At 66.0% G+C, this 22,382-nt stretch carries 20 protein-coding genes and 1 pseudogene; 16 read left to right on the forward strand and 5 right to left on the reverse strand.

What is annotated here, in order from left to right:
- Positions 1-2: 2 nt before the first annotated feature.
- Entirely contained in the window at positions 3-4,745 is a 4,743-nt protein-coding gene (locus G370_RS0106725) for an RHS repeat-associated core domain-containing protein (RefSeq protein ID WP_019659899.1), read from the reverse strand.
- 270 nt (positions 4,746-5,015) lie between these two features.
- Between G370_RS0106725 and G370_RS1000000121890 the strand changes: the two are divergent.
- Positions 5,016-5,150 (forward strand): annotated as a pseudogene (locus tag G370_RS1000000121890) (alpha/beta fold hydrolase); the annotation flags it as partial.
- A 35-nt stretch (positions 5,151-5,185) separates the two neighbouring features.
- On the opposite strand, the gene G370_RS0106735 reads toward G370_RS1000000121890, so the two are convergent.
- A complete protein-coding gene (locus G370_RS0106735) occupies positions 5,186-5,980 on the reverse strand; it encodes a helix-turn-helix domain-containing protein (protein ID WP_019659901.1) in 795 nt (264 codons plus the stop codon).
- 109 nt (positions 5,981-6,089) lie between these two features.
- Here G370_RS0106735 and G370_RS0106740 point away from each other — a divergent pair, with 109 nt between their 5' ends.
- The 5 genes from G370_RS0106740 (at position 6,090) to G370_RS0106760 (ending at position 11,035) form a co-directional block, all read left to right on the forward strand.
- Positions 6,090-8,021 (forward strand): FUSC family protein, encoded by a 1,932-nt coding sequence (locus G370_RS0106740; RefSeq protein ID WP_080112508.1) that lies wholly within the window; start codon positions 6,090-6,092, stop codon positions 8,019-8,021.
- A gap of 4 nt (positions 8,022-8,025) precedes the next feature.
- Positions 8,026-8,235 carry a DUF1656 domain-containing protein gene (locus G370_RS0106745; protein WP_019659903.1) on the forward strand — a complete coding sequence of 70 codons (210 nt, stop codon included), beginning with the start codon at positions 8,026-8,028 and terminating at the stop codon, positions 8,233-8,235.
- Between the two features lies 1 nt (position 8,236).
- A complete protein-coding gene (locus G370_RS0106750) occupies positions 8,237-9,121 on the forward strand; it encodes an HlyD family secretion protein (protein ID WP_026347010.1) in 885 nt (294 codons plus the stop codon).
- Positions 9,118-10,554, forward strand: a complete 1,437-nt coding sequence (locus G370_RS0106755; protein ID WP_010485272.1) for an efflux transporter outer membrane subunit — start codon at positions 9,118-9,120, stop codon at positions 10,552-10,554. The genes G370_RS0106750 and G370_RS0106755 overlap by 4 nt, the downstream gene beginning before the upstream one ends.
- Positions 10,555-10,687: 133 nt before the next feature.
- Positions 10,688-11,035, forward strand: a complete 348-nt coding sequence (locus G370_RS0106760; RefSeq protein ID WP_019659905.1) for an RcnB family protein — start codon at positions 10,688-10,690, stop codon at positions 11,033-11,035.
- A gap of 49 nt (positions 11,036-11,084) precedes the next feature.
- On the opposite strand, the gene G370_RS0106765 is transcribed toward G370_RS0106760, so the two are convergent.
- On the reverse strand, positions 11,085-11,399 hold the full coding sequence (locus G370_RS0106765; protein ID WP_019659906.1) for a hypothetical protein: 315 nt from the start codon (positions 11,397-11,399) through the stop codon (positions 11,085-11,087).
- 17 nt (positions 11,400-11,416) lie between these two features.
- The gene (locus G370_RS0106770) at positions 11,417-11,740 is read right to left on the reverse strand and encodes a hypothetical protein (RefSeq protein WP_026347011.1); all 324 of its coding nucleotides are present in this window, start codon (positions 11,738-11,740) and stop codon (positions 11,417-11,419) included.
- A 340-nt stretch (positions 11,741-12,080) separates the two neighbouring features.
- On the opposite strand from G370_RS0106770, the gene G370_RS0106775 reads away from it, so the two are divergent.
- The 6 genes from G370_RS0106775 (at position 12,081) to eptA (ending at position 17,433) form a co-directional block, all read left to right on the forward strand.
- Positions 12,081-12,527, forward strand: a complete 447-nt coding sequence (locus G370_RS0106775; RefSeq protein ID WP_019659908.1) for a YbbD-related protein — start codon at positions 12,081-12,083, stop codon at positions 12,525-12,527.
- Between the two features lie 36 nt (positions 12,528-12,563).
- Positions 12,564-13,094 (forward strand): hypothetical protein, encoded by a 531-nt coding sequence (locus tag G370_RS0106780; RefSeq protein ID WP_019659909.1) that lies wholly within the window; start codon positions 12,564-12,566, stop codon positions 13,092-13,094.
- 104 nt (positions 13,095-13,198) lie between these two features.
- On the forward strand, positions 13,199-13,873 hold the full coding sequence (locus G370_RS0106785) for a response regulator transcription factor (protein WP_019659910.1): 675 nt from the start codon (positions 13,199-13,201) through the stop codon (positions 13,871-13,873).
- The gene (locus tag G370_RS0106790; protein WP_019659911.1) at positions 13,870-15,102 is read left to right on the forward strand and encodes a HAMP domain-containing sensor histidine kinase; all 1,233 of its coding nucleotides are present in this window, start codon (positions 13,870-13,872) and stop codon (positions 15,100-15,102) included. The genes G370_RS0106785 and G370_RS0106790 overlap by 4 nt, the downstream gene beginning before the upstream one ends.
- A 59-nt stretch (positions 15,103-15,161) precedes the next feature.
- Positions 15,162-15,548: a diacylglycerol kinase gene (locus G370_RS0106795; protein ID WP_019659912.1), complete on the forward strand. Its 387-nt coding sequence runs from the start codon at positions 15,162-15,164 to the stop codon at positions 15,546-15,548.
- Positions 15,549-15,621: 73 nt separating this feature from the next.
- Positions 15,622-17,433 carry a phosphoethanolamine transferase EptA gene (gene eptA / locus G370_RS0106800; protein WP_019659913.1) on the forward strand — a complete coding sequence of 604 codons (1,812 nt, stop codon included), beginning with the start codon at positions 15,622-15,624 and terminating at the stop codon, positions 17,431-17,433.
- Here the strand turns inward: eptA and G370_RS0106805 are convergent.
- On the reverse strand, positions 17,337-18,260 hold the full coding sequence (locus G370_RS0106805; RefSeq protein ID WP_019659914.1) for a M14 family metallopeptidase: 924 nt from the start codon (positions 18,258-18,260) through the stop codon (positions 17,337-17,339). The genes eptA and G370_RS0106805 overlap by 97 nt on opposite strands.
- Positions 18,261-18,406: 146 nt before the next feature.
- Between G370_RS0106805 and G370_RS0106810 the strand changes: the two genes are divergently transcribed.
- The 4 genes from G370_RS0106810 to G370_RS0106825 are packed head-to-tail and all read left to right on the forward strand — an operon-like array spanning position 18,407 to position 22,337.
- The gene (locus G370_RS0106810) at positions 18,407-19,060 is read left to right on the forward strand and encodes a DUF3348 family protein (RefSeq protein ID WP_019659915.1); all 654 of its coding nucleotides are present in this window, start codon (positions 18,407-18,409) and stop codon (positions 19,058-19,060) included.
- Between the two features lie 10 nt (positions 19,061-19,070).
- Positions 19,071-21,335, forward strand: coding sequence for a DUF802 domain-containing protein (locus G370_RS0106815; protein ID WP_019659916.1), 2,265 nt, complete (start codon positions 19,071-19,073; stop codon positions 21,333-21,335).
- Entirely contained in the window at positions 21,332-21,970 is a 639-nt protein-coding gene (locus G370_RS0106820; RefSeq protein WP_019659917.1) for an OmpA family protein, read from the forward strand. The genes G370_RS0106815 and G370_RS0106820 overlap by 4 nt, the downstream gene beginning before the upstream one ends.
- Positions 21,960-22,337 carry a DUF2894 domain-containing protein gene (locus G370_RS0106825; RefSeq protein ID WP_019659918.1) on the forward strand — a complete coding sequence of 126 codons (378 nt, stop codon included), beginning with the start codon at positions 21,960-21,962 and terminating at the stop codon, positions 22,335-22,337. The genes G370_RS0106820 and G370_RS0106825 overlap by 11 nt, the downstream gene beginning before the upstream one ends.
- Positions 22,338-22,382: the final 45 nt, after the last annotated feature.

Consider the following 22,382-nt stretch of genomic DNA (forward strand, 5'->3'; position numbering starts at 1 on the left):
TATCAACGGCCTTCAGGCTTAAGTTCCACCACGAGAGTTCCCTCGGGGAGATTCTTGACGTACTTATTGTACTGATCCCAGGAGATGTAAGCCCAACCAGTCTTCAGATCGAAGATGGCTTGAGGTGCATCAACTGGGCCGTACACAGCGTCCGCCCGTGAGGACCCCGGGTACCCATACCTAACAACCCTACGGCCAGCGTAGCTCACCTCAGTCGCATACTGAGACGTCGGGCATGTGGTATCCACCAGGCGCTTGAACTCACTATGGATGAGCGTTCCGCGTATCCAAGGCAGTGAGCAACGCCATCCACAGGTGGCGTCGATGGTGGACGCTGCTTGGTTTGCCAGCCTCTGGAGCCGATTTCCGACCGCCTGCAACTCCGGTGAAACAGGTACGGCCTGAGGTATGTATTTTTTATCGGCCAAGCCTAGCGAATCGACACGGCCAGTGGGATCTCCGCTTCCATACGCGAACGAGTTCAGTCCACCCATCAACCCAATCGGATCGCTCTGGGTATACCGCCCCACTGCCGGGTCGTATTCCCTCCGATAGTTGTAGAACAGCCCACTCGCATCCGTCGCCTGCTGCCCGGCGAAGCGCAGCGCCAACTCGAACGCCACACCATCGCCATCCGGATCAAGACTCGGAATCTGGTTGCCGAACACCTCGCTCTTGTTGCTCCACTCCCATATCGAGACATTCCGCACCGGGTCGATCACCACGCGCGGCGTGCCCAGATGATCCGGCTGCACGTAGGCCAGCTCCGGCACGCCGGTAGCCGGCGTGTTGATCAGCGCCACCGGATAGTTGTCCAGCCAGATGGCCTGCTGCTGCGCCTGGCCCGTGGCCGAGTAGTTACCGAGCCACTGCCCGGCCTCGTCGTACAGGGTGATCTGAGCCGCACCACCGGCTGGGGTGCGCAGCACGCGCTCGCCGCGGTGGTTGTAGGCATAACTTTCCAGCACGGCATCGCCCTGCTTCACGGCGTTCATGCGGTTGGCATCGTTGTAGGTGAACGTCTTGCCGCCGATGCTGGTGGTGTTGCCCACCGCGTCATGGTTGCGCGCCTCGCCATCCACGGCGGTCAGCCGGTGGCTGGTTGCGGGATAGGTGTAGCTGGCGGTGCCTGCTGAGGTGGTCAGCGCAGTGCGATTGCCGGTGGCGTCATAGGCATAGGTTTCAATCGGCGTGCCGGTCGCGCCGTCCTGGGTCTGGGTCAGTCGGCCCAGCGTGTCGTAGGCGTACTTGGCCAGCACCGTCGAGCCTGCGCCATTCTTCAGCTCAGTGATCGAGCCGACCGGATCATAGCCATAGCCCAGCGACAGGCCGCCTGCAGCCGGGTCATGCACCGCTTGCGGGCGATAGTCCAGGTCCAGCGGACGCTGCAGCTGGCGGCCATTGCCATAGGTCCAGCCGGTCGCCGGGCCGAAGGCCGCATAGGTCACGTTGTTCACCACGATCTGGCGCGCCTGGCCGGGGCGGGTCAGGCCGATCTGGCTGATGCGGCCCTGGGTATCGCGCACGTAGTCGGCCACGCTGCCGTCGGGGTAGGTCAACGCGGTCAAGCGACCCGTCTTGCTGTAGGCATAGCGCAGGGTGCTGGCCACACCATTGACGGTCTGCACCTTGCGGGTGACCTGGCCGAAGCGGTCATGGCAGTACTGGGTGCTGCCATTGGCGTGCAGCACCTGCCCCAGGCGGCCCTTGGCAAAGCGCTCGTCGGCGGCACAGGCGGCCGGCGCCACGTCATAGCTGTAGCCCACGTCCAGATTGGGGTCCGGGTAGGCGATGCCGATCAGGCGGTTGAGTGCATCGTAGTGATAGGTGGCAGTGATGCCGCGTGCATCGGTGGCCGTCTTGCGGTTGCCGGCGGCGTCCACGGTGAAGCTGCTGGCGCCACTGTCCGGGCTGACCTGCCCGGTCAGGTCACCGAATCCGTTGTAGGCGTAGGTGGTATGCAGGCCCTTCGGGTCAGTGACCTGGGTGACCTGGTCCAGCGCGTTGTACTGGCTGCGGATCTCGGCGGCCACGCCACCCACGTCCTGCAAGGTCTGGGCCAGGCGGTTCAGCGGGTCGTACTGCTGGCTGGTCACGCGCTGCAGGGCGTCGGTCACGGTCTGCGGGTTGCCGTTAGCATCGTAGGCAAAGCCGGTAGCGTGGTTGCCTGCGTCCTTCAGTGCGGTCAGCTGGCCGAGTGTGTTGAACGTCCGTGCGAGGGTACGGCGCAGGGTACCGCCTGCATCGAGCGTGTCTTCCTTGAGGCGATTGCCGGCATTGTCCAGCGTGTAGTGAATCGTGTTGCCCGCGTTGTCCTCGATATCGGTCAAGCGCAGCGCCGCATCGTAGACATAGGAAACGCTGCTGCCGTCGGGCTCGGTGATCTGTTGCACCTGGCCGGTCGGCCAGTAGCTGATCTGGGTGACCCGATTCTCGGCAGTGGTCGCGCCACGTACGGTGACCGAGGTTGGCCAGCCGCGAGCATGGTAGGTGTAGTCGGTGACCACGCCGTTGGCATCCTTGACCGACAACGGCCGTCCGAAAGCGTCGTAGGCCAGAGTCTCGACCGTCTGGCCCAGCGCATTGGTCACGCTGCGCAGGTCGCCCTTGCGATAGGTGCAGGCACCTCCCGTCGCGCACCCTGCATCATCCGCCGAGTAATAGGCATAGGTAACGGCATCGGCCACATCCGTGCGCGGGCCATCCACACTCTTCAGCAGCCCCTCCACCGGGCAGCTGCCTGCCGCTGCCACATCAGCGGCTTCGCAGTACGTGTAGTTGGTGATGCGCGTCTGACCGGAAGCGGTGTCGGTCACGGTGTTGGCCGTCGGCTGGCGTCGGGAATTGAAGGCCGTGCGGGTTTCGCGGCTACCGATCCGGGTGGTCAGTACCGCATTGGTTTCGACGTCGCGCGCCGTGGTCACCACACGCTGCTCGGGAAAGCCGACCGCTTCGGTCACGGTATGGATGCTGACGGCACGACCGCTCACCGGATCGGTGCCCTGCGCATAGGTGTGCTTGGTCTGGATGCCGCGGCGATCGGTGTAGGTATTCAGACGCCGGCGGAAGTCGACACTCTGGTCGTAGTAGGTTCGGCTGACGGTTCCCTGCGAATCCGTCAGGCCGGTCACCTTGCGCGACGGAGCGCTATCGCCTCCGGGTGTCAGGGTGTAGTCGGTCTGCCGCCCCAGCGCGTCGGTCACGACTGCACCGCCGTTGGGGCTGTAGGCCAGTGTCACACCATCGGCACCGCCGGCATGCTGACTGGAGATCACACGGCCGATGGAATCGTAGGTAAAGGTGCTGTAGCGGCGACCGTCCTCGGCGGTGATACCCGTCAGGTGCTGGGGGAAAGCCTGGTTCTCGTAGTGATACGTGCGCACACCGCCACCCGCATAGGTCACCGTGGCGACCTGGTTCTGCGGCGTGTAGGTATAAGTGGCGAGCGGAATGCCTTCGACCAGCACCGAACTGATCAGCGCCTCATAGTCGTTGGACTGGTAAACGAACTCGAGCGTGCGGCCACTGCTGTGGGTGACGGCTGCAAGGCGGTCGCTGTCGTCATAGATGTAGGTCAGCGACGTGCCATCCGCGAAGCGCTTGGCGGCAAGACGCCCGTCCGCGCCGAAGGTAGAGATGGAATCGGCCGAGTACAGTGTCCAGTTGCCGTTCTGGACCAGACGATCGCCACTGTCGTCGTCCGCCTCATAGGCTTGCCCGATCTTCTTGAATGCACGCTGGAAACCAGTGCTTTCAATGATGCCCACACTGTCAACGCCATCCAGTGCCAGGTGGGCGCCCAGCGAATGGGTCCAGCCATAACCGAAGCCACCGGATGAGGTGGAGATGCCGGAGTGATAGAAGCGCGTCAGCGCGATCCAGCCCAGATCGAAGTCCGGCGCGATCTCGTACTTCTCGCCCGTTTTGACATCACATGGGTTGCCGACATTGCCGTCGCAGGCACCGCCGTTGGAGGCCGGGTCCTTGTCGGGAATCGGACTCATGTTCGCCGCTGTATCGTTGCGGGACATGGGGCAGCTACCGTTGCCGCCGTCCTTGTCGCACTTCTGCGACTTCGAGGTGATGGTCGCAACGAATTCCTCACTGACGCAGGCGTTGTGCTTGTTGGACCACTGCGTGAACGGAATGGGGCAGTTCAAGCGTCGCATGCGAGCGAGCCCTGTCGTTCCTGCGTCGAAGGGTACGCACGGAGACTCCGCCGTATTGCTGCCCAGCATTCCGGTGACGCGATACTCCCTGAACTCCGAAATCCCATCCATCTCGGGGGCAGTCGCGACCCATTCGCCTTCCGGCACAGCGGTTTCCCCGGGGCACTGGGGATTGATGTCTTGCAAGCCTGCAATGAGCGCTTCCAGCACATCCGCTTCGGATAGGAAGCCACTATCGCCTGCGCCGTAGTAGGTCCACTCGGGGTCTGATGGCTGAGTTTTACCCATCCAGTAGGTGATCGACGTGTTGCCGTTCAAGTCCACGACTTTGGACTTGATCTTGTCGACGTACTGCCAGCCGAACTGGAAATCCGGCGGGAACGGGCTGGGTGCCGGCAAGTTCTTGATGGCGGCCACCGCCGCCTGCTGGGTTTTGTACTGGGTCGCGTCGCCGCCGGGCTGGGAAATACGCCAGGTGATCTTGCTTTCCTGCGCCTGTACAACAGCCGGCGCAATGCAGCCAACGGCAACAATCGCCAGCACGGCACACGAAATGGTCTTCAGTCGTTCCAACATCCCTGTTCTCCTTCCTGGACGAACACAGCGCCGGCGGGAACGAGAACGCGGAGGTGTTCCCCGCGTCATGCTTCGGATCGTCCCTGGTCCGGAATGCGGCATTGCCACATGCCGCCTTTATCGTTGAGGACGCTTGCATATTCAAGTGTGGAGTCGCGTAACCGGTCACAGATTCAAGCATCCGTGGCCATTCAGCGGCCTACGCCCCGCTCCCATGACTTCTTCTACAGGGAGGCCGTGTTCATAGCTCACAACACTAGCAGCACAACTGCCGCACACGCCCTGCTCTTCTCGGGCTTCACGCGTGGCTCGCACCGCTACCTGGCAACCGGCCACACCCTCCAGCGCGAGGACCCTGCTGCGGTGGTGACCGCGATTCAATCGGTCTCCGACACCGCGAAGTAGCCGTTCCGGGCAACGGCTTCCCCCATTGTTCCCCGCTACTGCCCGCGCAGCCGCACGGCAAAGTACCGCGCCGGGGAAAGGCCAAGCGCCTTCTTGAACATCGTGATGAAGGCCGTCACCGACTCATAGCCCAGCGTCTCGGAAACGCGTTGTACCGGTGCGCCCGCGGCGAGTTCACGAATGGCGATGAGCAGGTGCAGCTGCTGCCGCCAGCGTCCGAAGGACAAGCCCGTTTCTCGCTCAATCAACCGGGTCAGCGTGCGCTCGCCCAGGGCCAGGCGCATGGCCCAGTGGCTGATGGTGCTGCGGTCTGCCGGATCAGCCGACAATGCCGCAGCCAATGCACGCACCTTCGGGTGATGGCTGACCGGCAGCGAGAGGTGCTCGGCCGGCATCTGTACCAGCTCGTCCAGCAACACCCGCGCCAGCCGGTCGGTGTGGCTGCCATGCGGGTAGTCCAGCGGCGCGTCGGCCAGGTGCAGGATCATCTCGCGCAGCATCGGGGAGATCGCCAGCGTCACGCATTGCATGGGCAGATCGACGATGCCGGGCTCGACGAACAGGTAGCACAGGCGCGCGTTGGCGGTGGCGCGGTTGCTGTGCGGCATGCCACCCGGAATCCAGACGCCACACTGCGGCGGCACGATCCACAGCGCATTGGCCACTTCGCAGGTCACCGCCCCATGCAGCGCAAGAATGAGCTGGCCCTTTCGATGCTCATGCACGGGAATTTCCGCGTCGTGCTCGGCCACCTGCAGGCGGCTGGCAACCGCCGGGCGATCGGTCTCGTCCGGGTCCAGGTCAAAGCCGGGGAGCGAAATGCGAGCCATTCTCACATTGACCGGTTTTAGCGATTGACTGTCATTGTAGCGAAATTCGCCAGTGCGGCCGATCACTAGCATGAGCCGCATGCACTCCCCCACCCCGTTCCGCCCCTACATGCGCCAGGCATTTGCCCGGTTGAAAAACCCTGCCCTCAGGACCGATCAGGAAGCGCTGCTGTTCTCGCTCAAATGTCTGCTCGCCGCGTCGCTGGGGCTGTATGTCTCTCTAAGGGTCGGCCTGAATCGCCCGTTCTGGGTGATCGGCACGGTCTATCTGGTGTCACAGCCCCTTTCCGGGGCAACGCTCAGCCGCGGCCTGTTCCGCCTGCTCGGTACCGTGGGCGGGGCCGTCGCCACCGTCGTGCTGGTGCCACGTTTCGCCAATGCCCCCCTGGTGCTGAGTGCCGCACTCGCCACGTGGATGGCGCTGTGCCTGTATCTGGCGATGCTCGACCGCACGCCACGTGCCTATGCGTTCCTGCTGGCCGGCTATACCACCAGCCTGATTGGATTTCCTGCGGTGATGGTGCCGGGAGACGTGTTCACCATTGCCATCACACGGGTGCAGGAAATCGCCATCGGCATCCTGGCCGCAACGCTGGTACATGCGCTGGTGCTGCCGCGCCGGGTCTCGATGCGCGTGCACGTACGGGTTGCTGCCGTGCTGGATGATGCGGAACGATGGACACGGGACATGCGCGCCGGTGCATCGGACATGGTACTGGCGACGGACCGCTCGAAAGTGGCCGCCGACCTGCTCGAGCTGCATGTGCTGTCGATCCACCTGCCCTACGACAGCGCCCACGGCGTGGCGCAGGTGCAGATCCTGCGCGCCCTGCACGACCGGATGCTGGACGTCCTGATGCTGTCCAGCGCGGTGGAAGATTCCATCGACCGGCTGCGTTCACCACAGGCCGGCGCGATGGATGCAACGGGCTGGCGCGATCTGCTGCAGGCCGGCCTCGCCGCGCAACAGACCGAGCTCGACCTCGCCCACGCCGATTGCCGCGTACTGCAAGCGGAGCTGCACACTGCCCGGCCCGACTGGCGCCGGCATGTACCTGCCCGCCTTGCACGACATGTGCAGGGTGCGGTACTTCACCGGGATCATCGGCTTGCCCTGCGTAGCGCGCTGGGCGCGTTCGCCGGCATCCTGCTGAGCTGCGTTCTATGGATCGCTACTGGCTGGTCGGAGGGCGCCACAGCGGTGTCCATCATCGGCACGGCGTGCGTGCTGTTCGGCACAATCGAAGCACCTGCGCCGCATGTCATGCGCTATCTGGTGGGGTCGTTGATCGGTGTTGCCGTCGGCCTGCTCTACGGTCTGCTGATCTTCCCCACGCTGTCCGATATCACCGGCCTGATTGCCGCGCTCGCGCCGGTGCTGCTGCTGTGCGGATCGTTCCTGGCCAGGCCGCCCTTCATCATGGCCGCCCTGGGCGTGGTGCTGACTTTTCCGCTCATCGCAGGTCTGGGTGCGACCAATACGGTCAACATCGTCGGCGCACTCAACAACAGCATTGCATTGTTCGTCGGTACGGCAATGGCACTGTGCAGCATGCAGCTGTTCCAGACCGCCGATGCGGGCCGCAACCGCGCACGGTTGGAGCGTTCGATCCGTCGGGACATCGCACGACACGCCGCCGGACGAGGTGATGTGACCCGCGCCTGGCTCAGCCGCATGCTGGATCGAATCGGGCTGCTCGCTCCAAGGTTGCAGGGCCGTTCCAGCGCAGCACACGACCTGCGGGCATTGTTTGCGGATGTTCGTGCGGCACGTGCATCCAGCCAGCTCCGCGCAATGGATACGCATCTGGACGATCCGCGCACGCAAGCGCTTCATGCGGCGCTGATCGAACGCGTCGCCGCACATTTCAGGATCCGCGCCCACGCGGCACACAGTGTCGACACCCATCTTCTGGAACTGCTGGACCGCATGCGCGAGACAGCGGCGGCCAGCAGCGGGGCTGAGCAGGAGCATCTGTCGCACCTGCTCTGTGGATTGCGCCGCGATCTGCTCGTTTCCCCGCTTACCCATCGGCACTGACCTCATGCCTTCTGATCTTTCCATTGATGGCGTGCTGATCCCCGGCCTGCTCGCCGTGGCCGCTGCCGCCTTGGCGCTGTCGATACTGACTTCACGCCTGCTCGCCAGCCTCGGTCTGTACCGGTTGTTCGCCGCGCGGCCCCTGGTGGGCCTGTCCCTGTTCGTGATCCTGGCGGAGCTGATGGTCCGGCTCTCGCCCCTGCTCGAGAAATGAAATGAAACACCTGCTTGCTGTCATCGGCCGCTGGAGCGCAACACTGGCGGTGTGTGCGCTTGCCGCGACTGCCGCGCTCTCCCTCTGGAATCGTTACGAAATGCGCCCTTGGACGCGGGACGGGCGGGTGCGCGCCGATGTGGTGCGCGTTGCGTCGGACATGGGGGGGCTGGTCACCCAGGTGCTGGTGCACGACAACCAGCGGGTCAGTGCCGGCCAGCTGCTGCTGGTGCTCGATCAGCCACGCTTCGCCGCCACGCTGGAGAAGGCAGACGCGGCGGTCAGGAGCGCGCATGCCACGCTGGCGCTGGCCCGCCGCGAATCGGCGCGGGACAACGCACTTGGCAACCTGGTCGCTTCGGAAACCCGCGAACGCAATGCCGCCAAAGTCGATACCGAGCTGGCCGCGCTGGCGCAGGCACGGGCCGAACAGCGCGTTGCCCAGCTCAACGTGCAACGCACCGAGGTGCGCGCAACCACCGATGGCATCATCACCAACCTCGACCTGCACGCGGGCGACTACCTGCAACCCGGTGCGCAGGCACTGGCGCTGATCGACACCGGCAGCCTGCGTATCGAGGGCTACTTCGAGGAAACCAAACTGGCCTGCATCACCGAGGGCGATGCCGCCGTGGCCCGGCTGATGGGCGACAACCACGACGTCCGCGGACACGTGGATACCATCGCCGCCGGCATTGCCGACGATCAGCGCTCAAGCACACACAACCTGCTGCCCGCCGTGGCGCCAACTTATACCTGGGTGAGGCTGGCGCAGCGCATCCCGGTACGCATCCGCATCGATGATGCGCCGTCGGATACCCGCCTGATCGTGGGTCGCACTGCGAGTGTGACCATCACACCCTCGGCACCGGGAGCCTGCAAGTGAGCGTGCGAACACTACGCGGTGGGCTGCTTGCCCTGCTGCTGCCCATGACGGCCTGCGTATCCGGCCCCGACTATCACCTGCCTGCGAATGCGGTCGCGGCCTCCCCCCAGGTGGCGCGGGCGTTCGTCTCGGGCCAGGAGGCATCGTTCAGCCAGGACGCGCCACCAGATCAATGGTGGCACCTGTATGGCGACCCCCGGCTTGACGCCTACGTACGCGAAGCACTGGCGGCCAATACCGACCTGCGCGCCGCCGATGCCAACCTTCGGCGCGCCAGCGCAACCGTGCTGGAGTACCGCGCGCGCGGTGCCGTGCAAGCCGACGTGGATGCATCGGGCACGCTCACCCATACAGGTGGTTACGCCCAAGCGTCGGCCGCGCCGCAGTCGTATGCGCTGGGCCTTCACCTCTCCTATCCACTGGATCTTGCAGGCGGCATCCGCCGCGGCATCGAAGCCGCCAACGCGGACGCCGAGGCCGTCGCTGCGGCACGCGACCAGGTCCGCGTGGTCGTCGCTGCTGCCGTCACGCGTGCCTATCTCCAGGTGTGCACCCGCAATCACACGCTCGCCGCAACCCGGCAGGTGCTGGCGATCCAGCACGCCACGCTGGAGGCAACCCGCCGCCTCGCCGCAGGCGGTCGAGGAACGGACTTCGATGTCAGCCGTGCCGGTGCCGCCGTCAACCGCAGCGCGGCGGGGATACCGCACCTGCTGGCCGAACGTCAGGCCGCACTGTTCGAACTGGCCGCATTGATGGGCAGGGTGCCGGCAGACTATCCGAGGGAGGCGGAAGCATGCCCGCGCCCCCCGGAGCTGGAGCAGGCGCTGCCGGTCGGTGAGGGCTGGCAGCTGCTCCAGCGGCGCCCTGACATACGTGCCGCCGAGCGGAGCCTTGCCGCGGCCACGGCGATGATCGGCGTAGAGACCGCGGAACTTTATCCGCGGGTCACCCTGGGCGCATCCCTGGGCACAGCAGGCACGCGAGGGCAGCTGCTTTCGGCCGACGGTTTCGGGGCGAGCGTCGGGCCGCTGCTCTCATGGCACTGGCCCAACCGCCGCGTGGCCAAGGCCCGCATCGCGGCGGCCGGCGCCAATGTGGATGCCGCTCTTGCTTCCTTTGACGGCATCGTGCTGCAGGCACTGCGCCAGACCGAGACCGCGCTTTCTGCCTGCACGCAGGAGCTTGAACGCGAGCGCAGCCTGGCGCAGGCGCGCGGGGATGCGGCGCGCGCAGCCGGACAGGCACAGCAGCTCTACCGCTTCGGCAGGATCGATTTTCTCGACGTGCTTTCGGCCCAGGCCGCGCTGGCAGATGCGGAGTCCGCACTGGCGGCCTCCCGCGCGGAGCGGGTCGACCGTCAGATGGATGTGTTCCTGTCACTGGGTGGCGGTTGGGCTGCAGGGGCCGTCGCCATTGGTGCGGCCCGCTGACGTCGTCTTCGCAGCAGCAGCCGCTACCCGATCTGTTCATGAAAGCCCTGTCCACATCCGTATTCATTCACACGGCCTGCCCTATATTCGCGCTAACAGCGCCGCATATCGCGGCCATGACGGAGGCATCCCGATGACATCCATACGTCTTCTTGCCATTGCCGTGGGCTCAGCCGCAGCACTCGCCGTAGCGCCCGCCTTCGCCGATCCGCCGCACCATGCCCGCGGCAACGGCCCGCCGCCGCATGCAGGCGGCCCGCACCACCGCGATGCGCCGCCGCCGGGTTGGCAGAAGAAGGCCTGGCGCCGTGGCGAGCGCCTGCCCTGGGCCGAAGTGGACCGCCGCTACTGGGTAGACGATTACGCCCGCTATCACCTGCGCGAGCCGGGCCGCGACCGGCGCTGGGTGCGCCAGTCCGACAACGAGTACCTGTTGGTGGAGATCGCCACCGGCTTGATCGTCGACGCCCTGCATCGTTGAAGCGACCTGCAACGTCCCACGCGGGGCGATCTGCCTCGGTGCAGACACCTTACGACCGGGGCCGCCCCGGTCGGCGGTGTCTGCGCCCACGGCGCCCCGCCCGACTCCGCGGCCCGCCATGCAGGCCCTCCCACAGCGCGATATACCCGCACATCAGCGCTGTGGCAAATAGCCCCATCGCCACCAGTATTTCGAATCCCCGATCACCAAAGAGCAGGCGGATGGAGGTCTTCAGTGAGCACAGCCTGCCGCAGCGCAGGCCGTGCTCGTTGAAGCCATGGATGACCACCAGTACGCCCATCAGCCCGCACCACGCCATCAGGGCCAGGCTTGCGATGAAGATGAAAGGTCGATGGATACGCATGCGCTCGTCGCGGTCTTCTACGGTGATGTCCAGCGCGACGTTGCGAGCACGCGATCGGAAGCATCCAGCTCTACCGACCAGGCTTGGGTATCCAGGCGCAGCCGGTTCTCATACCACCATCGCTGCGCACAGCGACCACTGCATCCACGGCTGGCATAGCGGGTAAAGGGAGCACCGGCGTGCTCCACAACGTCAGGGTGCCCCAGCGCCCGCAGTACCTCGGCCCTGCTCGCCCCGACCGAGACCGAGGCAAGCGCGTGGGAATGCCACGCCGAGATCGCCGAGCAACCGGCCACGTACGCCACGAACAGCCCGACCAGCCCCCACATCAGTGTCCTCATTGACAGATCCCCTCCTGCGCCGCGCGCCCGCGCATCATCCGCGCAGACTCTCTTCGACGTCAAACCTCAACGACAAGCGGACCTGTTGCAGCGCCCGGCAACCGTGCTAGCGTGCGCCGACCGATGATTCAGGATGAACGCAGGGACACCCGTCGATGGCAGGCAAGCGCCGGAAGGACAGGATCACGCAGGAGCACGGTCTGTTCGTGAAGCGGTACGGGCCCAAGGGCGGCGCCATGCCAAATCCAGCGACCGGCCCTGCGACTGGAACTGCGAGAGCGGCTCAAGCGTCTGGCGCCAGAAGAGCGGGGCAGGATGCTCCCCGGTGAGGACGACAACGATGATCAGCCCTGCGGGAGTGATCCGGCGCGCCATCTTCGTGACGCTCTGCAGTGTACTGTGCGCCTGCGGCCTGGTGATGGACAGTTCGTTCGACACGCTGCGCGAGGCGCTCGATTCCGACATGGTGAACAAGGGATGGATTCCCGGCTGGGTGCCGCAAGCGGCGACCGACCTGCGGGAGGTACATGACCTCGACTCGAACACCAGCGCGCTTGCCTTCACCAAACCCCCTGCGGTATCACTGCAGCTGCCTGCGGATTGCCAGGCAACGACATTCAGTAGCAGCGATCCTGTTGCGTTCGATCGATACTGGTGGCCGGGCGACTGGACGCTCAAGTCGTCGTACCGCGTCTTTCGCTGCGCGCCCGAATCCGGAAAATCAGTCTTCGTCGCCATCAACAGGACCGAAGACCACGTGCTCTTCTGGCGAACCTACGCGCGGTGATGCGCCAGCGCCCCCCCTATTCCTCCCCAGGACCCCATGATGCCCAACGCACGAGCACGCTTCGCTGCCCTCGCCCTCTTCCTCCCGGCGTGCTTGCCGGCCTACGCCGCAAAGGACGCCCCTGCCGACGTCGAGGCGATCAAACAGGTGGTCGAATCCTTCCGTACCTCGCTGATCAACAAGGACAAGCTGACCTACATGAGCCTGTTCTTCTCTGATAAACCGGAAGACATCGGCTGGCAGTACGTTTCCGAGGATGTGCGCCTGCAGGACATCCGCAGGGCCAAGCCCGATGCGATCAAGGCACGACGGATTCCCGCCAACAACTTCATCGCACTGATCGACGGGGCGGTGGCCTCGCCGAAGCCGAAAGAAGAGACATTCTCCAACACGAAGATCGAGACGGATGGCGATGTGGCCTCGGTGTCGTTCGACTACAGCTTCCACGACGATGGGGTGAAGACCAACTGGGGCAAGGAAATGTGGCAGCTGATCCGGACCGAGCAGGGCTGGAAGATCTTCTCGGTGATCTACTCAGTTCGCGATTCACGCAGCCCGGCCCATTGAACGTCGATTGACGCGGCCGAACCCAGGCCGCGATCCATTCAGCATGCGCATTGGCAATCAGTCAGGGATCGGGCACAGTTCGGCCACGCGCAAGGACGCACGCCATGACCCGCCTGCTGATCATCGAAGACAACCCCGAGCTCGTAGCCAACCTGTACGCTTTCTTTGAGCCTATCGGCTACGTGCTGGACGACGCCCGCGACGGTGCCAGCGGCCTGCGCCGGGCCACGCAGCACGACTACGACGCCATCCTGCTGGACCTGATGCTCCCGCGCCTGGATGGCATGACGCTGTGCCGAAAGCTGCGCCGGGAATTCCAGAACCCGGTGCCGATCCTGATGCTGACCGCGCGCGATCCGGTCGAGGACCGCGTGCAGGGCCTCGCTCTCGGCGCCGATGACTACCTGGTCAAACCGTTCTCGCTGAAGGAACTGGATGCGCGGATCAAGGCCCTGGTGCGACGCGCCCAGGGCCGTCAGGTCGACAGCGTACTGGCGTGGAAGGACTTGCAGGTAGATACGCGCTCGCCGCAGGCCTGGCGACAGGGGCGCTGCATCGCGCTGACGCCTACGTCGCACAAACTGCTGATGTGCCTGGTACGCGCGGCCCCGGCCGTGGTGCGCAAGCAGGAGATGGAATACCTGGTCTGGGGCGACGAGCCACCGGACAGCGGCGCGCTGCGTACCCACATCCATGAGCTGCGCCTGCAGGTGGACCGCAGCTTCGACACCACGTTGATCGCCACGGTGCACAGCGTCGGCTGGCGCATGCCGGCGTGACCCCTGCCGCTCTCTACCGCCGCCTGGCCCTGCGTACCCGCATCACGATTTCGTTCGTGCTGCTGATGGCCGGCGCGATGGGCTTCATCGTCCTGGCCGAACAGGTGGACTACGACCAGGTCAGGGCCGCGGTCATCGCCCGGACCCAGGACAGTGCCGTGCACAAGCTGCAGGCAGCACTGGCCCGTGGCGAGCGCACCGCCCTGCCCCCGGGCAGCCAGCTGTACGACAGCCATAGCGTGCCGATGGTGCTGCGCCAGTACGGCCTGGGCTACCACGGCGAAGCAGGACCCGACGAGTGGCACCTGCGTGTGTTCGACAGTGGCGGCCAGCGCTACTACCTGCTGCAGGACGCTGCACCCTATGGCTACCTGGAACACCTGATCAATGCCTTTGCCGCGGTGGTCATTTCGATCTGCGTGCTCGGCGCCTTCCTGATCGGTCGCAGGGTGGCATCGCACGTCATCGCGCCCATCACGCAGTTGGCCGATGCCGTGCAGAGCGGGCGGAAGCCCTTTCCCTGTCAGGACGCCCGCGACGAGATCGGTGTACTCGCCCGTGCCTTCGCCCGGCACAGTGATGAGCTCGAACGGTTCCTGCATCGCGAGCAATGCTTCAGCGGCGATGCCAGCCATGAGCTGCGCACGCCCTTGGCCATCATCGGCGGCGCTGCGGAAACCCTTGCCTGCCAGCTTCCGTCCGACAGCCACCTGGTCCCCAGCGCGGAGCGTATCCTGCGCACTACCCAGGAGATGCAGCGCCAGCTGTCCTGCCTGCTGCTGCTCTCACGTACCCCCGGCTCCGTGCCGCGCAACAAGGTGGCCCTGCGCCCATTGATCGAATCCTGCATGGAGCGCTGCCAACCGTGGATTTCCGGCAAGCCGGTGATCGTTGCGTTTGATGCCCGGCATGACGCCGTGCTGGACACCAACGCAGATCTGGCGCACAGCGTGATCTGGAACCTGCTGCGCAACGCCTGCCAGTACACCGAAAGGGGCGAAGTGAGGATCACCCTCCACGACACCGCACTCACCGTCGCCGACACCGGACCCGGCCTGCCCTCAAGTATCGACCCACAGCAGTTCCAGCGCTTCGTGCCCGGCAGCCCGCACAATGGCGAGGGACTGGGGCTGTCCATCGTGCAGCGCATCGTCGAGCACCTGGGCTGGAGGATGACGGTGCACTCCTCGCAGCAGGGATGCCGGTTCAGCCTGGAATGGCCCGCCTGACGGTTTCCTGACACGCGCGTGCACATGCTGGGGATTGCTCACTTCACGGCGGAAACGGCATGCAGCACCCCAAGGACAGCGGCAAGTACCCGCATGGCAAGACCGGCCTGGGCCGCATCTTCCACACCCTGATCCATTCGCGAGACGGATTCATCGCTACCTTTCGTGGCGAGGCTGCTTTTCGCCAGCTGCTGCTCCTGCACGCGCTGTTGATCACTGCAGCGTTCGTACTGGACATCAGCAAGCTCGAACGGGCGCTGGTGCTGGCGGTCTGCTTCATCAGCCTGGTGGTGGAACTGCTCAACTCGGCGATCGAAGCAGTGGTCGATCGCATCTCACTGGAACAGCATCCACTGTCCAAGAACGCCAAGGACATGGGCAGCGCCGCGCAGACCACCGCGTTGTTGATGGTCGGCGCAGTGTGGGGCGTGATCCTGCTGGGCTAGTCCGCCCAACCTGACAACTTCCTGATAAAGCGGTTTCGATACTGCGCGCACTCCCGCTCCACGGAACCTGCTCGTGCGTCAACGCCGCCGTTTTCCACGGCCCCATCCGATCGTTCTGGTCTGGGCCACCGCACTGTTCTTCACCACGATTGGAAACATCGCCCTCTGGAAGACGCTGTGGGGGCTGATCGACCTCAACAGCCTGCGCAGCGTGCTGTTCCTGGCCAGCTTGCCGGTGGTGCTTTTCTGCCTGTTCAACCTGATGCTGACGCCACTGCTGGCACTGCCGTTCCTGCGCAGGCCGCTGCTGGTGCTGCTCGTTGTCGTCAGCGCCGCCTGCAGCTACTTCATGCTGCACTACAACGTGCTGATCGATCGCAGCATGGTGCAGAACGTGTTCGAGACCAACCAGGCCGAACTGAACGCCTATCTGTCGCTGCCACTGCTGCTGACCCTGCTGACGCTGGGCGTGCTGCCCGCTGCCGGGCTGGCCCTGGTGCGCACCACCAGCGGGGCCGGTTCGATACGTTCGCTGCTGGTGTGGCCAGTCAGCGTTCTGGCGTCATTGCTGGTACTGCTGGCAATCGGCTTCGCGTTCTACAAGGACTATTCCTCACTGCTGCGCAACAACCGCCACATCCGCGACCAGGTGCTGCCGTTGAACGTGGTGCGGCATACCCACGGTTATCTGAAAGGTCTCTACAGCACCCGCCAGCAACCGCTGCGCGCGATTGGCATGGACGCACAGCGCGCGCCGGGCCCGCGCCCGAAGCTGGTGATCCTGGTCGTCGGCGAGACCGCGCGATCACAGAACTTCCAGCTCAACGGCTACCCACGCGCGACCAATCCCCGGCTCTCGCGCAAGGAAGGCGTCATCAGCTTCAATGATGTCTCCTCATGCGGGACCGCCACGGCCATCTCGGTGCCGTGCATGTTCTCGCAGATGACCCGAGGCCAGTACGACGACGTGCGCGCCGCAACCGAGGAGAATGTGCTCGACATCCTGCAGCGCACCGGCATCAGCGTGCTCTGGCGCAACAACAACAACGGCGGCTGCAAGGGCGTGTGCGAACGCGTACCGACCGAGGACATGCCTGCGCTGAAGGTGGCCGGCCAGTGCGTCAACGCCGACGGCACCTGCTACGACGACGTGCTGCTGCACCAGTTGGGCGCACGCATCGATGCCATCAACGGCGACGCCCTGATCGTGCTGCATCAGCTCGGCAGTCATGGGCCGACCTACTTTGAACGGTATCCCGCAGCGTCGCGGGCTTTCAGCCCGACCTGCGACAGCAACCAGATCCAGCATTGCAGCAACGAGGCGCTGGTCAACACCTACGACAACACTCTGGTCCACACCGACCACCTGCTGGGCAAGGGCATCGACCTGCTGCAGGGCTATGCGGACCAGCGTGATGTCGCACTGATCTATGTGTCCGACCATGGCGAGTCGCTGGGCGAACGCGGGATGTACCTGCACGGCACGCCCTACTTCATCGCCCCGCGCGAGCAGACCCAGGTGCCGATGGTGATGTGGTTCTCACCCGAATTCAGCCGCAACGCAGGCCTGGACCTGGCCTGCCTGCACCAGAATGCCCTGCACCGGGCGCACAGCCACGACAACCTCTTCCACTCGCTGCTGGGCCTGTTCGGGGTCAGCAGCACGGTATACCAGCGCGATCTGGATGTGTTCGCCGGTTGCCGCGCGTCGGCTTCGCCGGCTGTGGCCACCTCACCGGCGAAAGAAAGGCGCCGGCTGATGCCGGTCGCTGCCCGGAACGTGGCGCGCTACTGCGCCGCCAGGGCGAAATCCAGGCCCGCACACACCGCCGCCACCTGGGCGTCGTTGCATTCCTGCGGGTTGGTGCGCGGGCTGTCCGGGTAGACCTCGGTGGTGGTGGCAAAGCGCGCATCGGTGAAGCCAGCGCAGGCGCCGATCGAACGGGATTCGCCCCAGACCACGCCCGGCGACTGCAACGGCAGGCCGACCAGATTGCCTTCGGCGTCGGCCGGGGCGATGTGGGTGATGGGCGCCACTGCGGCGATCAGTGCCTTCTGGAACTCGGCCTGCGGATCTTCACTGTTGCCGATCACGTAGAAGCCATCGGGAATGGTGTCGCGCTCGAACGGCTTGCCGTCGCGGGCGCAGCGCGCCGGATCGAACTCGTTCAGGTCGCTGTCGGTGGTCTCGTGCAGGTCCAGGTGCACCAGCAGGTTCGGCTTGCGCTCGGCCACCCAGCGCATCAGCGCGGCGGCTTCCTCGATCTGGCCGCCGTCACGGAAGCTGCGGTTGGGGTCGATGGCGTCCGGGTTCCAGCGCTGGATGCGCTCGTAGCCCCACGGGCTGACGCAGGGCGCGACGATCAGGTTCATCCGGGCCAGGTAACGCTCGGCCTGCTGTTCCAGGAACTGCAGGGCGCCGTGCACGCCGCTGGTTTCGTAGCCATGCACGCCACCGGTGATCAGCGCGGTCGGCAGCGCCGGGTTCCAGTCGTGGTTGACCACGGCGAACAGCGGGTAATGGTCCGGCGCATAGTCCAGCTGGCCGTACTGGATCACGTCGAAAACGCTGTCGTCCAGGCGCTCAAGGGCGGCCACCACGTCATCATGGTAGCTGCGCTGGCGCTGCTGGCGGGCCCGCCACTGTGCGCGTTCCGCGTCGCCCCAGGGCTGTCCGGGGGTGCCGATCGGGTAGAACTGCGCAACAGTCATGGGGGTACTCCAAGGATCGAACGGGTGGATGCAGCCGGACATTCTAAGCCTTGTCGCGCCTGCGGGTACCGCCCCCCAGGCCCCGCCTTCATCCAGCCGGGGTCATCTGGTTGTAAAATCAACGGTTTTTGGCCCCTCACCCCTTGATGGCGAACGCAGCGCAGCCGGTCCTGGGTGGACCGGAGTTCCTCCGCCTGCTCGCCCGTCTCAGCGACGGCGCGATGCCGGCCAGCAGTCCCGCCCTGACCGATCGCCTCGGCCAGTGGGTGGACTGGAGCCGTGCCGTGGCCCTGTCCGGGGCGCTCGGAGGACGCCTGCCCGAGCCCGGTGAAGCCGTCGAAGCGGTCGAGGATGTGCTGGCCGACTGCGCCCAGGCGCACGCCAGCCTGCGCGCCTCGATCAGTGAGGACGCCGAGGCCGAGCGCCTGCTGGACCTGGCCGAGGCCGCTGCCGCACCCAACTTTGCCTCGCTGCGCCAGCGCTACCGGGTGTTGCAGCAGGCCATCCAGACCGCCACCGGGCGCCTGCGCGGCCGCCTGCGCGACCAGCTGGTACAGGTCTCGCCGGAGCTGGCGCGGCTGGCCGAGGTCGATGCAGTGATGGAACAGACCCTCACCCCGCGCGAGCACAGCCTGCTGGCCACGGCGCCGGCCGTGCTCGGCGCCCGTTTTGACCGCGTGCACGGCCAGCCCGGCTGGCGCGCGGCCTTCCGCCATGACATGCGCACCCTGCTGCTCGCCGAGCTGCAGCTGCGCTTCCACCCGCTCGAAGGGCTGCAAGACGCCCTGCGCTCCCACTGACCGGAACACCATGTCCAGAACTGCTTTCCATGTCGTTGTTTTCCTTGTCGGCCTGCTGGCCGTGTGCTGGATCGGCATCGGCTACGTTTCGGTGCATCCGCTGGGTGCAGCGGTGGCGGCGATCATCGCGGCCTGCTACATCGCCGGCGGCGTGGAGCTGTACCGCTACCGCCAGGCCAGCAACGGCCTGCGCAGCGCACTGAGCGACCTGTCCAGCGCGAAGGAAAGCCTTGCCGCCTGGCTGGAACGCGTGCCGCTGGGCCTGCGCAACGCCGTGCGCCTGCGCGTGGAAGGCGAGCGCACTGCCCTGCCAGCACCGGTGCTGACCCCATACCTGGTCGGCCTGCTGGTGCTGCTGGGCATGCTCGGCACCCTGCTGGGCATGATGGACACGCTGCGTGGCACCGGCCTGGCCCTGCAGAGCGCCACCGACATGGCCGCCATCCGCGGCTCGCTGGCCTCGCCGGTGCAGGGCCTGGCGGTGGCCTTCGGTACCTCGATCGCGGGCGTGGCCAGCTCGGCCATGCTCGGCCTGTTGGCCGCGCTGCTGCGCCGCGACCGCCTGCAGGCCGTGCAGCAGCTGGACCGCGCCAGTGCCGGCGACCTGCACCCGTATTCGCAGGCCTGGCAGCGCGCCGAATCGCTGCGCCTGCTGCAGGCACAGTCCGCCGCGCTGCCGGCGCTGGTCGACCGCCTGCAGGCGATGACCAGCACCTTTGAACAGCACAGTGCGGCCGCCAATGAGCGCCTGCTGGCTGGCCAGGCCGAGTTCCTGACCCAGAGCCAGGCCCTGCAGGAACGCCTGGCGGTCTCGCTGCAGCAGTCGCTGCGCGAAGGAGCTGAAGCCAGCGCCGCCGCCATCGGTGGCGCGCTGCAGCCGATGGCCGAGACCACCCTGGCTGGCCTGGCCCATCACGGCGAAGCACTGCATGCCCGCGTCGAGCAGGCCGTGCAGCAGCAGCTGGCCGGCCTGAGCGACGGTTTCGAACGCAGCCGGGTCGCCACCGAAGCCAGCTGGGCCAAGGTGGTGAGTGAACAGACCCAGGCGCAGCAGGCGCTGGTGAGTGATCTGCGCCAGCACCTGCAGGCCTTCAGCGATGGCCAGGGCACGCATGCCGAAGCACTCGTCGCGCGTATCGGCGAGCGCCTGCAGGCCGATGCCAACGGCAACGCCGAGGCCTGGCGCGCCGCCATCGAGCAGCAGCAGGCACTGAACAGCGCGCTGATCGAGCGCCAGCAGCAGGCGCTGCTCGCAGCCGGTCAGCAGCTGAACGAGCACGCGCAGGCGTTGCTGCAGGCACTGGAGCAGCGCCACAGCGCCAGCCAGGCGCTGCTGCAGGACCACGAACAGCAGCGCTCGCAGCAGTGGCAGGCCGCCCAGGTTGCCGCCGCGACTGCGCACGCCGAACTGCAGGCCAACCTGGACAGCCGCGAGCAGCAGCGCCAGGCGCGCTGGGACGCGGTCAGCGCCGAGTTGCAGCAGGCCCACGCCGCCCTGCAGGCGCAACTGCAGGCTGGCGACGAACAGCGCCTGCGGCGCTGGAGCGATGCCTTGCAGCATGTTTCCACCGAGCTGGCCGAGCGCCTGCAGGCCAATGGCGAACGCCTGGCTGCACAGCAGCAACAGGTCTGCGACGCGCTGGCGGCCACCGCACAGCAGATCGGCGAGAACGGTCGCGCGCAGGCCAGTGCCACGCTGGCCGAAGTGTCCACCCTGCTGCAGACCGCGGCCGCCGCTCCGAAGGCTGCGGCCGACGTCATCAACGAGCTGCGCAGTACGCTGTCCGAAAGCCTGGTGCGCGACAACGCGATGCTGGAAGAGCGCGGCCGCCTGCTGGCCACCGTGCAGACCCTGCTCGATGCGATCAACCACGCATCGCACGAACAGCGCACCGCGGTGGACGCACTGGTTGGCGGTTCGGCCGAGCTGCTGGAGCGCGTTGGCAATCGCTTTACCGACCATATCGCCGCAGAGACCGGGAAGCTGGACGGCATCGCCGCAGCGCTCCACGGCAGCGCCGGTGAAGTGGGCCAGTTGGCCAGCACCTTTGGTGAAGCAGTCGCGCAGTTCGGCAGTGCCGCCACCGCGCTTTCCGGCCGCCTGGAACAGATTGGCGGCGCACTGGACGCCTCGCTGGCCCGCAGCGATGAGCAGCTGGCCTACTACGTGGCGCAGGCGCGCGAGGTGGTCGACCTCAGCCTGCTGTCGCAGAAGCAGGTGATGGAAGAACTGCAGCAGCTGGCCACGCGCCGCGGCAAGGCCGGCAGCGCATGAGCGACGAACTGGAGGTCGATGGCGGATCGCACGCCCCGATCTGGGCCGCCTTTGGCGACCTGATGTCGGTGCTGCTGGGTGCATTCGTGCTGATCCTGGTCGGCGTAGTTGCCGTGCAGCTGGAACTGTCGCAGCGGCTGGACCAGGAAGTGAAGCAGCGCCAGGCCGAAGCCAAGCGCCTGCAGACACTGGAGCAGGCACTGGCTGGCCCACTGGCCGCCGGTCGCGTGACCCTGGTCGATGGCCGCATCGGCATCAGCGGCAGCGTGCTGTTCGCACTGAACTCGGACCAGCTGCAGCCGGAAGGCCAGGAGCTGCTGCGCAGCCTGGCCGCACCGCTGGCCGCCTATCTGGGCAGCCGCGAAGAGATCCTGATGGTCAGCGGCTTCACCGACGATGCGCCGGTACGCGAAGGCAACCGGCGTTTCGCCGACAACTGGGAGCTGTCCGCGCAGCGCTCGCTGACCGTGACCCGCACCCTGATCGCCGATGGCGTACCGGCCGACGCCGTGTTCGCCGCCGCGTTCGGCAGCGAGCAGCCGGTCAGTTCCAATGCCAATGAGGAAGGCCGCGCACGCAACCGTCGCGTGGAGATCGCGCCGATTCCCAAGCCCAAGGGCCCGGATGCCAAGTAAGCCGCCAGCGCTGGAGGGCCTGCGCGCATTGGTGCGTGACCTCGATGCGGGGTCGCGCTCGCTGCCGCATTACCCGCAGGTGCCGATGCTGCAACAGGTGCAGCGCGAATGGTCGGAGCTGCGCAGCGAACTGCAGGTGCGCCGCTCGCTGCGCGCCGAGGCCCCGGCTGACGGCGGCCCGCTGAACTCGGCGGTGCTGGTGCAGCGCATGCTGGACACGATGCAGGCCACCAGCCCCGGCTACCTGCGCCACTTCATCGACTATGTGGACACCTTGTCCTGGCTGCAGGCGCTGCAGGATGGCGCCGCCAGCGGCGGTGATACCGCAAAGCCGAAACGGACACGCAAGCCGCGCAGCGCGGGTTGAACACAATACGCCGACCTCGTTCGGCGCCCCTTGGACACGACAATC

Origin of the sequence: Stenotrophomonas hibiscicola ATCC 19867 (assembly GCF_000382065.1) — a bacterium.
Taxonomy (GTDB): Bacteria; Pseudomonadota; Gammaproteobacteria; order Xanthomonadales; family Xanthomonadaceae; genus Stenotrophomonas; species Stenotrophomonas hibiscicola.

Excerpts from the sequence above, each read along its gene's own strand:
- G370_RS0106725 (WP_019659899.1), bottom strand. The coding sequence starts at position 4,745 with ATGTTGGAACGACTGAAGACCATTTCGTGTGCCGTGCTGGCGATTGTT.
- G370_RS0106735 (WP_019659901.1), bottom strand. The coding sequence starts at position 5,980 with ATGGCTCGCATTTCGCTCCCCGGCTTTGACCTGGACCCGGACGAGACC.
- G370_RS0106740 (WP_080112508.1), top strand. The coding sequence starts at position 6,090 with ATGCGCCAGGCATTTGCCCGGTTGAAAAACCCTGCCCTCAGGACCGAT.
- G370_RS0106745 (WP_019659903.1), top strand. The coding sequence starts at position 8,026 with ATGCCTTCTGATCTTTCCATTGATGGCGTGCTGATCCCCGGCCTGCTC.
- G370_RS0106750 (WP_026347010.1), top strand. The coding sequence starts at position 8,237 with ATGAAACACCTGCTTGCTGTCATCGGCCGCTGGAGCGCAACACTGGCG.
- G370_RS0106760 (WP_019659905.1), top strand. The coding sequence starts at position 10,688 with ATGACATCCATACGTCTTCTTGCCATTGCCGTGGGCTCAGCCGCAGCA.
- G370_RS0106765 (WP_019659906.1), bottom strand. The coding sequence starts at position 11,399 with ATGCGTATCCATCGACCTTTCATCTTCATCGCAAGCCTGGCCCTGATG.
- G370_RS0106770 (WP_026347011.1), bottom strand. The coding sequence starts at position 11,740 with ATGAGGACACTGATGTGGGGGCTGGTCGGGCTGTTCGTGGCGTACGTG.
- G370_RS0106775 (WP_019659908.1), top strand. The coding sequence starts at position 12,081 with ATGATCAGCCCTGCGGGAGTGATCCGGCGCGCCATCTTCGTGACGCTC.
- G370_RS0106780 (WP_019659909.1), top strand. The coding sequence starts at position 12,564 with ATGATGCCCAACGCACGAGCACGCTTCGCTGCCCTCGCCCTCTTCCTC.
- G370_RS0106785 (WP_019659910.1), top strand. The coding sequence starts at position 13,199 with ATGACCCGCCTGCTGATCATCGAAGACAACCCCGAGCTCGTAGCCAAC.
- G370_RS0106795 (WP_019659912.1), top strand. The coding sequence starts at position 15,162 with ATGCAGCACCCCAAGGACAGCGGCAAGTACCCGCATGGCAAGACCGGC.
- G370_RS0106805 (WP_019659914.1), bottom strand. The coding sequence starts at position 18,260 with ATGACTGTTGCGCAGTTCTACCCGATCGGCACCCCCGGACAGCCCTGG.
- G370_RS0106810 (WP_019659915.1), top strand. The coding sequence starts at position 18,407 with ATGGCGAACGCAGCGCAGCCGGTCCTGGGTGGACCGGAGTTCCTCCGC.
- G370_RS0106815 (WP_019659916.1), top strand. The coding sequence starts at position 19,071 with ATGTCCAGAACTGCTTTCCATGTCGTTGTTTTCCTTGTCGGCCTGCTG.
- G370_RS0106820 (WP_019659917.1), top strand. The coding sequence starts at position 21,332 with ATGAGCGACGAACTGGAGGTCGATGGCGGATCGCACGCCCCGATCTGG.
- G370_RS0106825 (WP_019659918.1), top strand. The coding sequence starts at position 21,960 with ATGCCAAGTAAGCCGCCAGCGCTGGAGGGCCTGCGCGCATTGGTGCGT.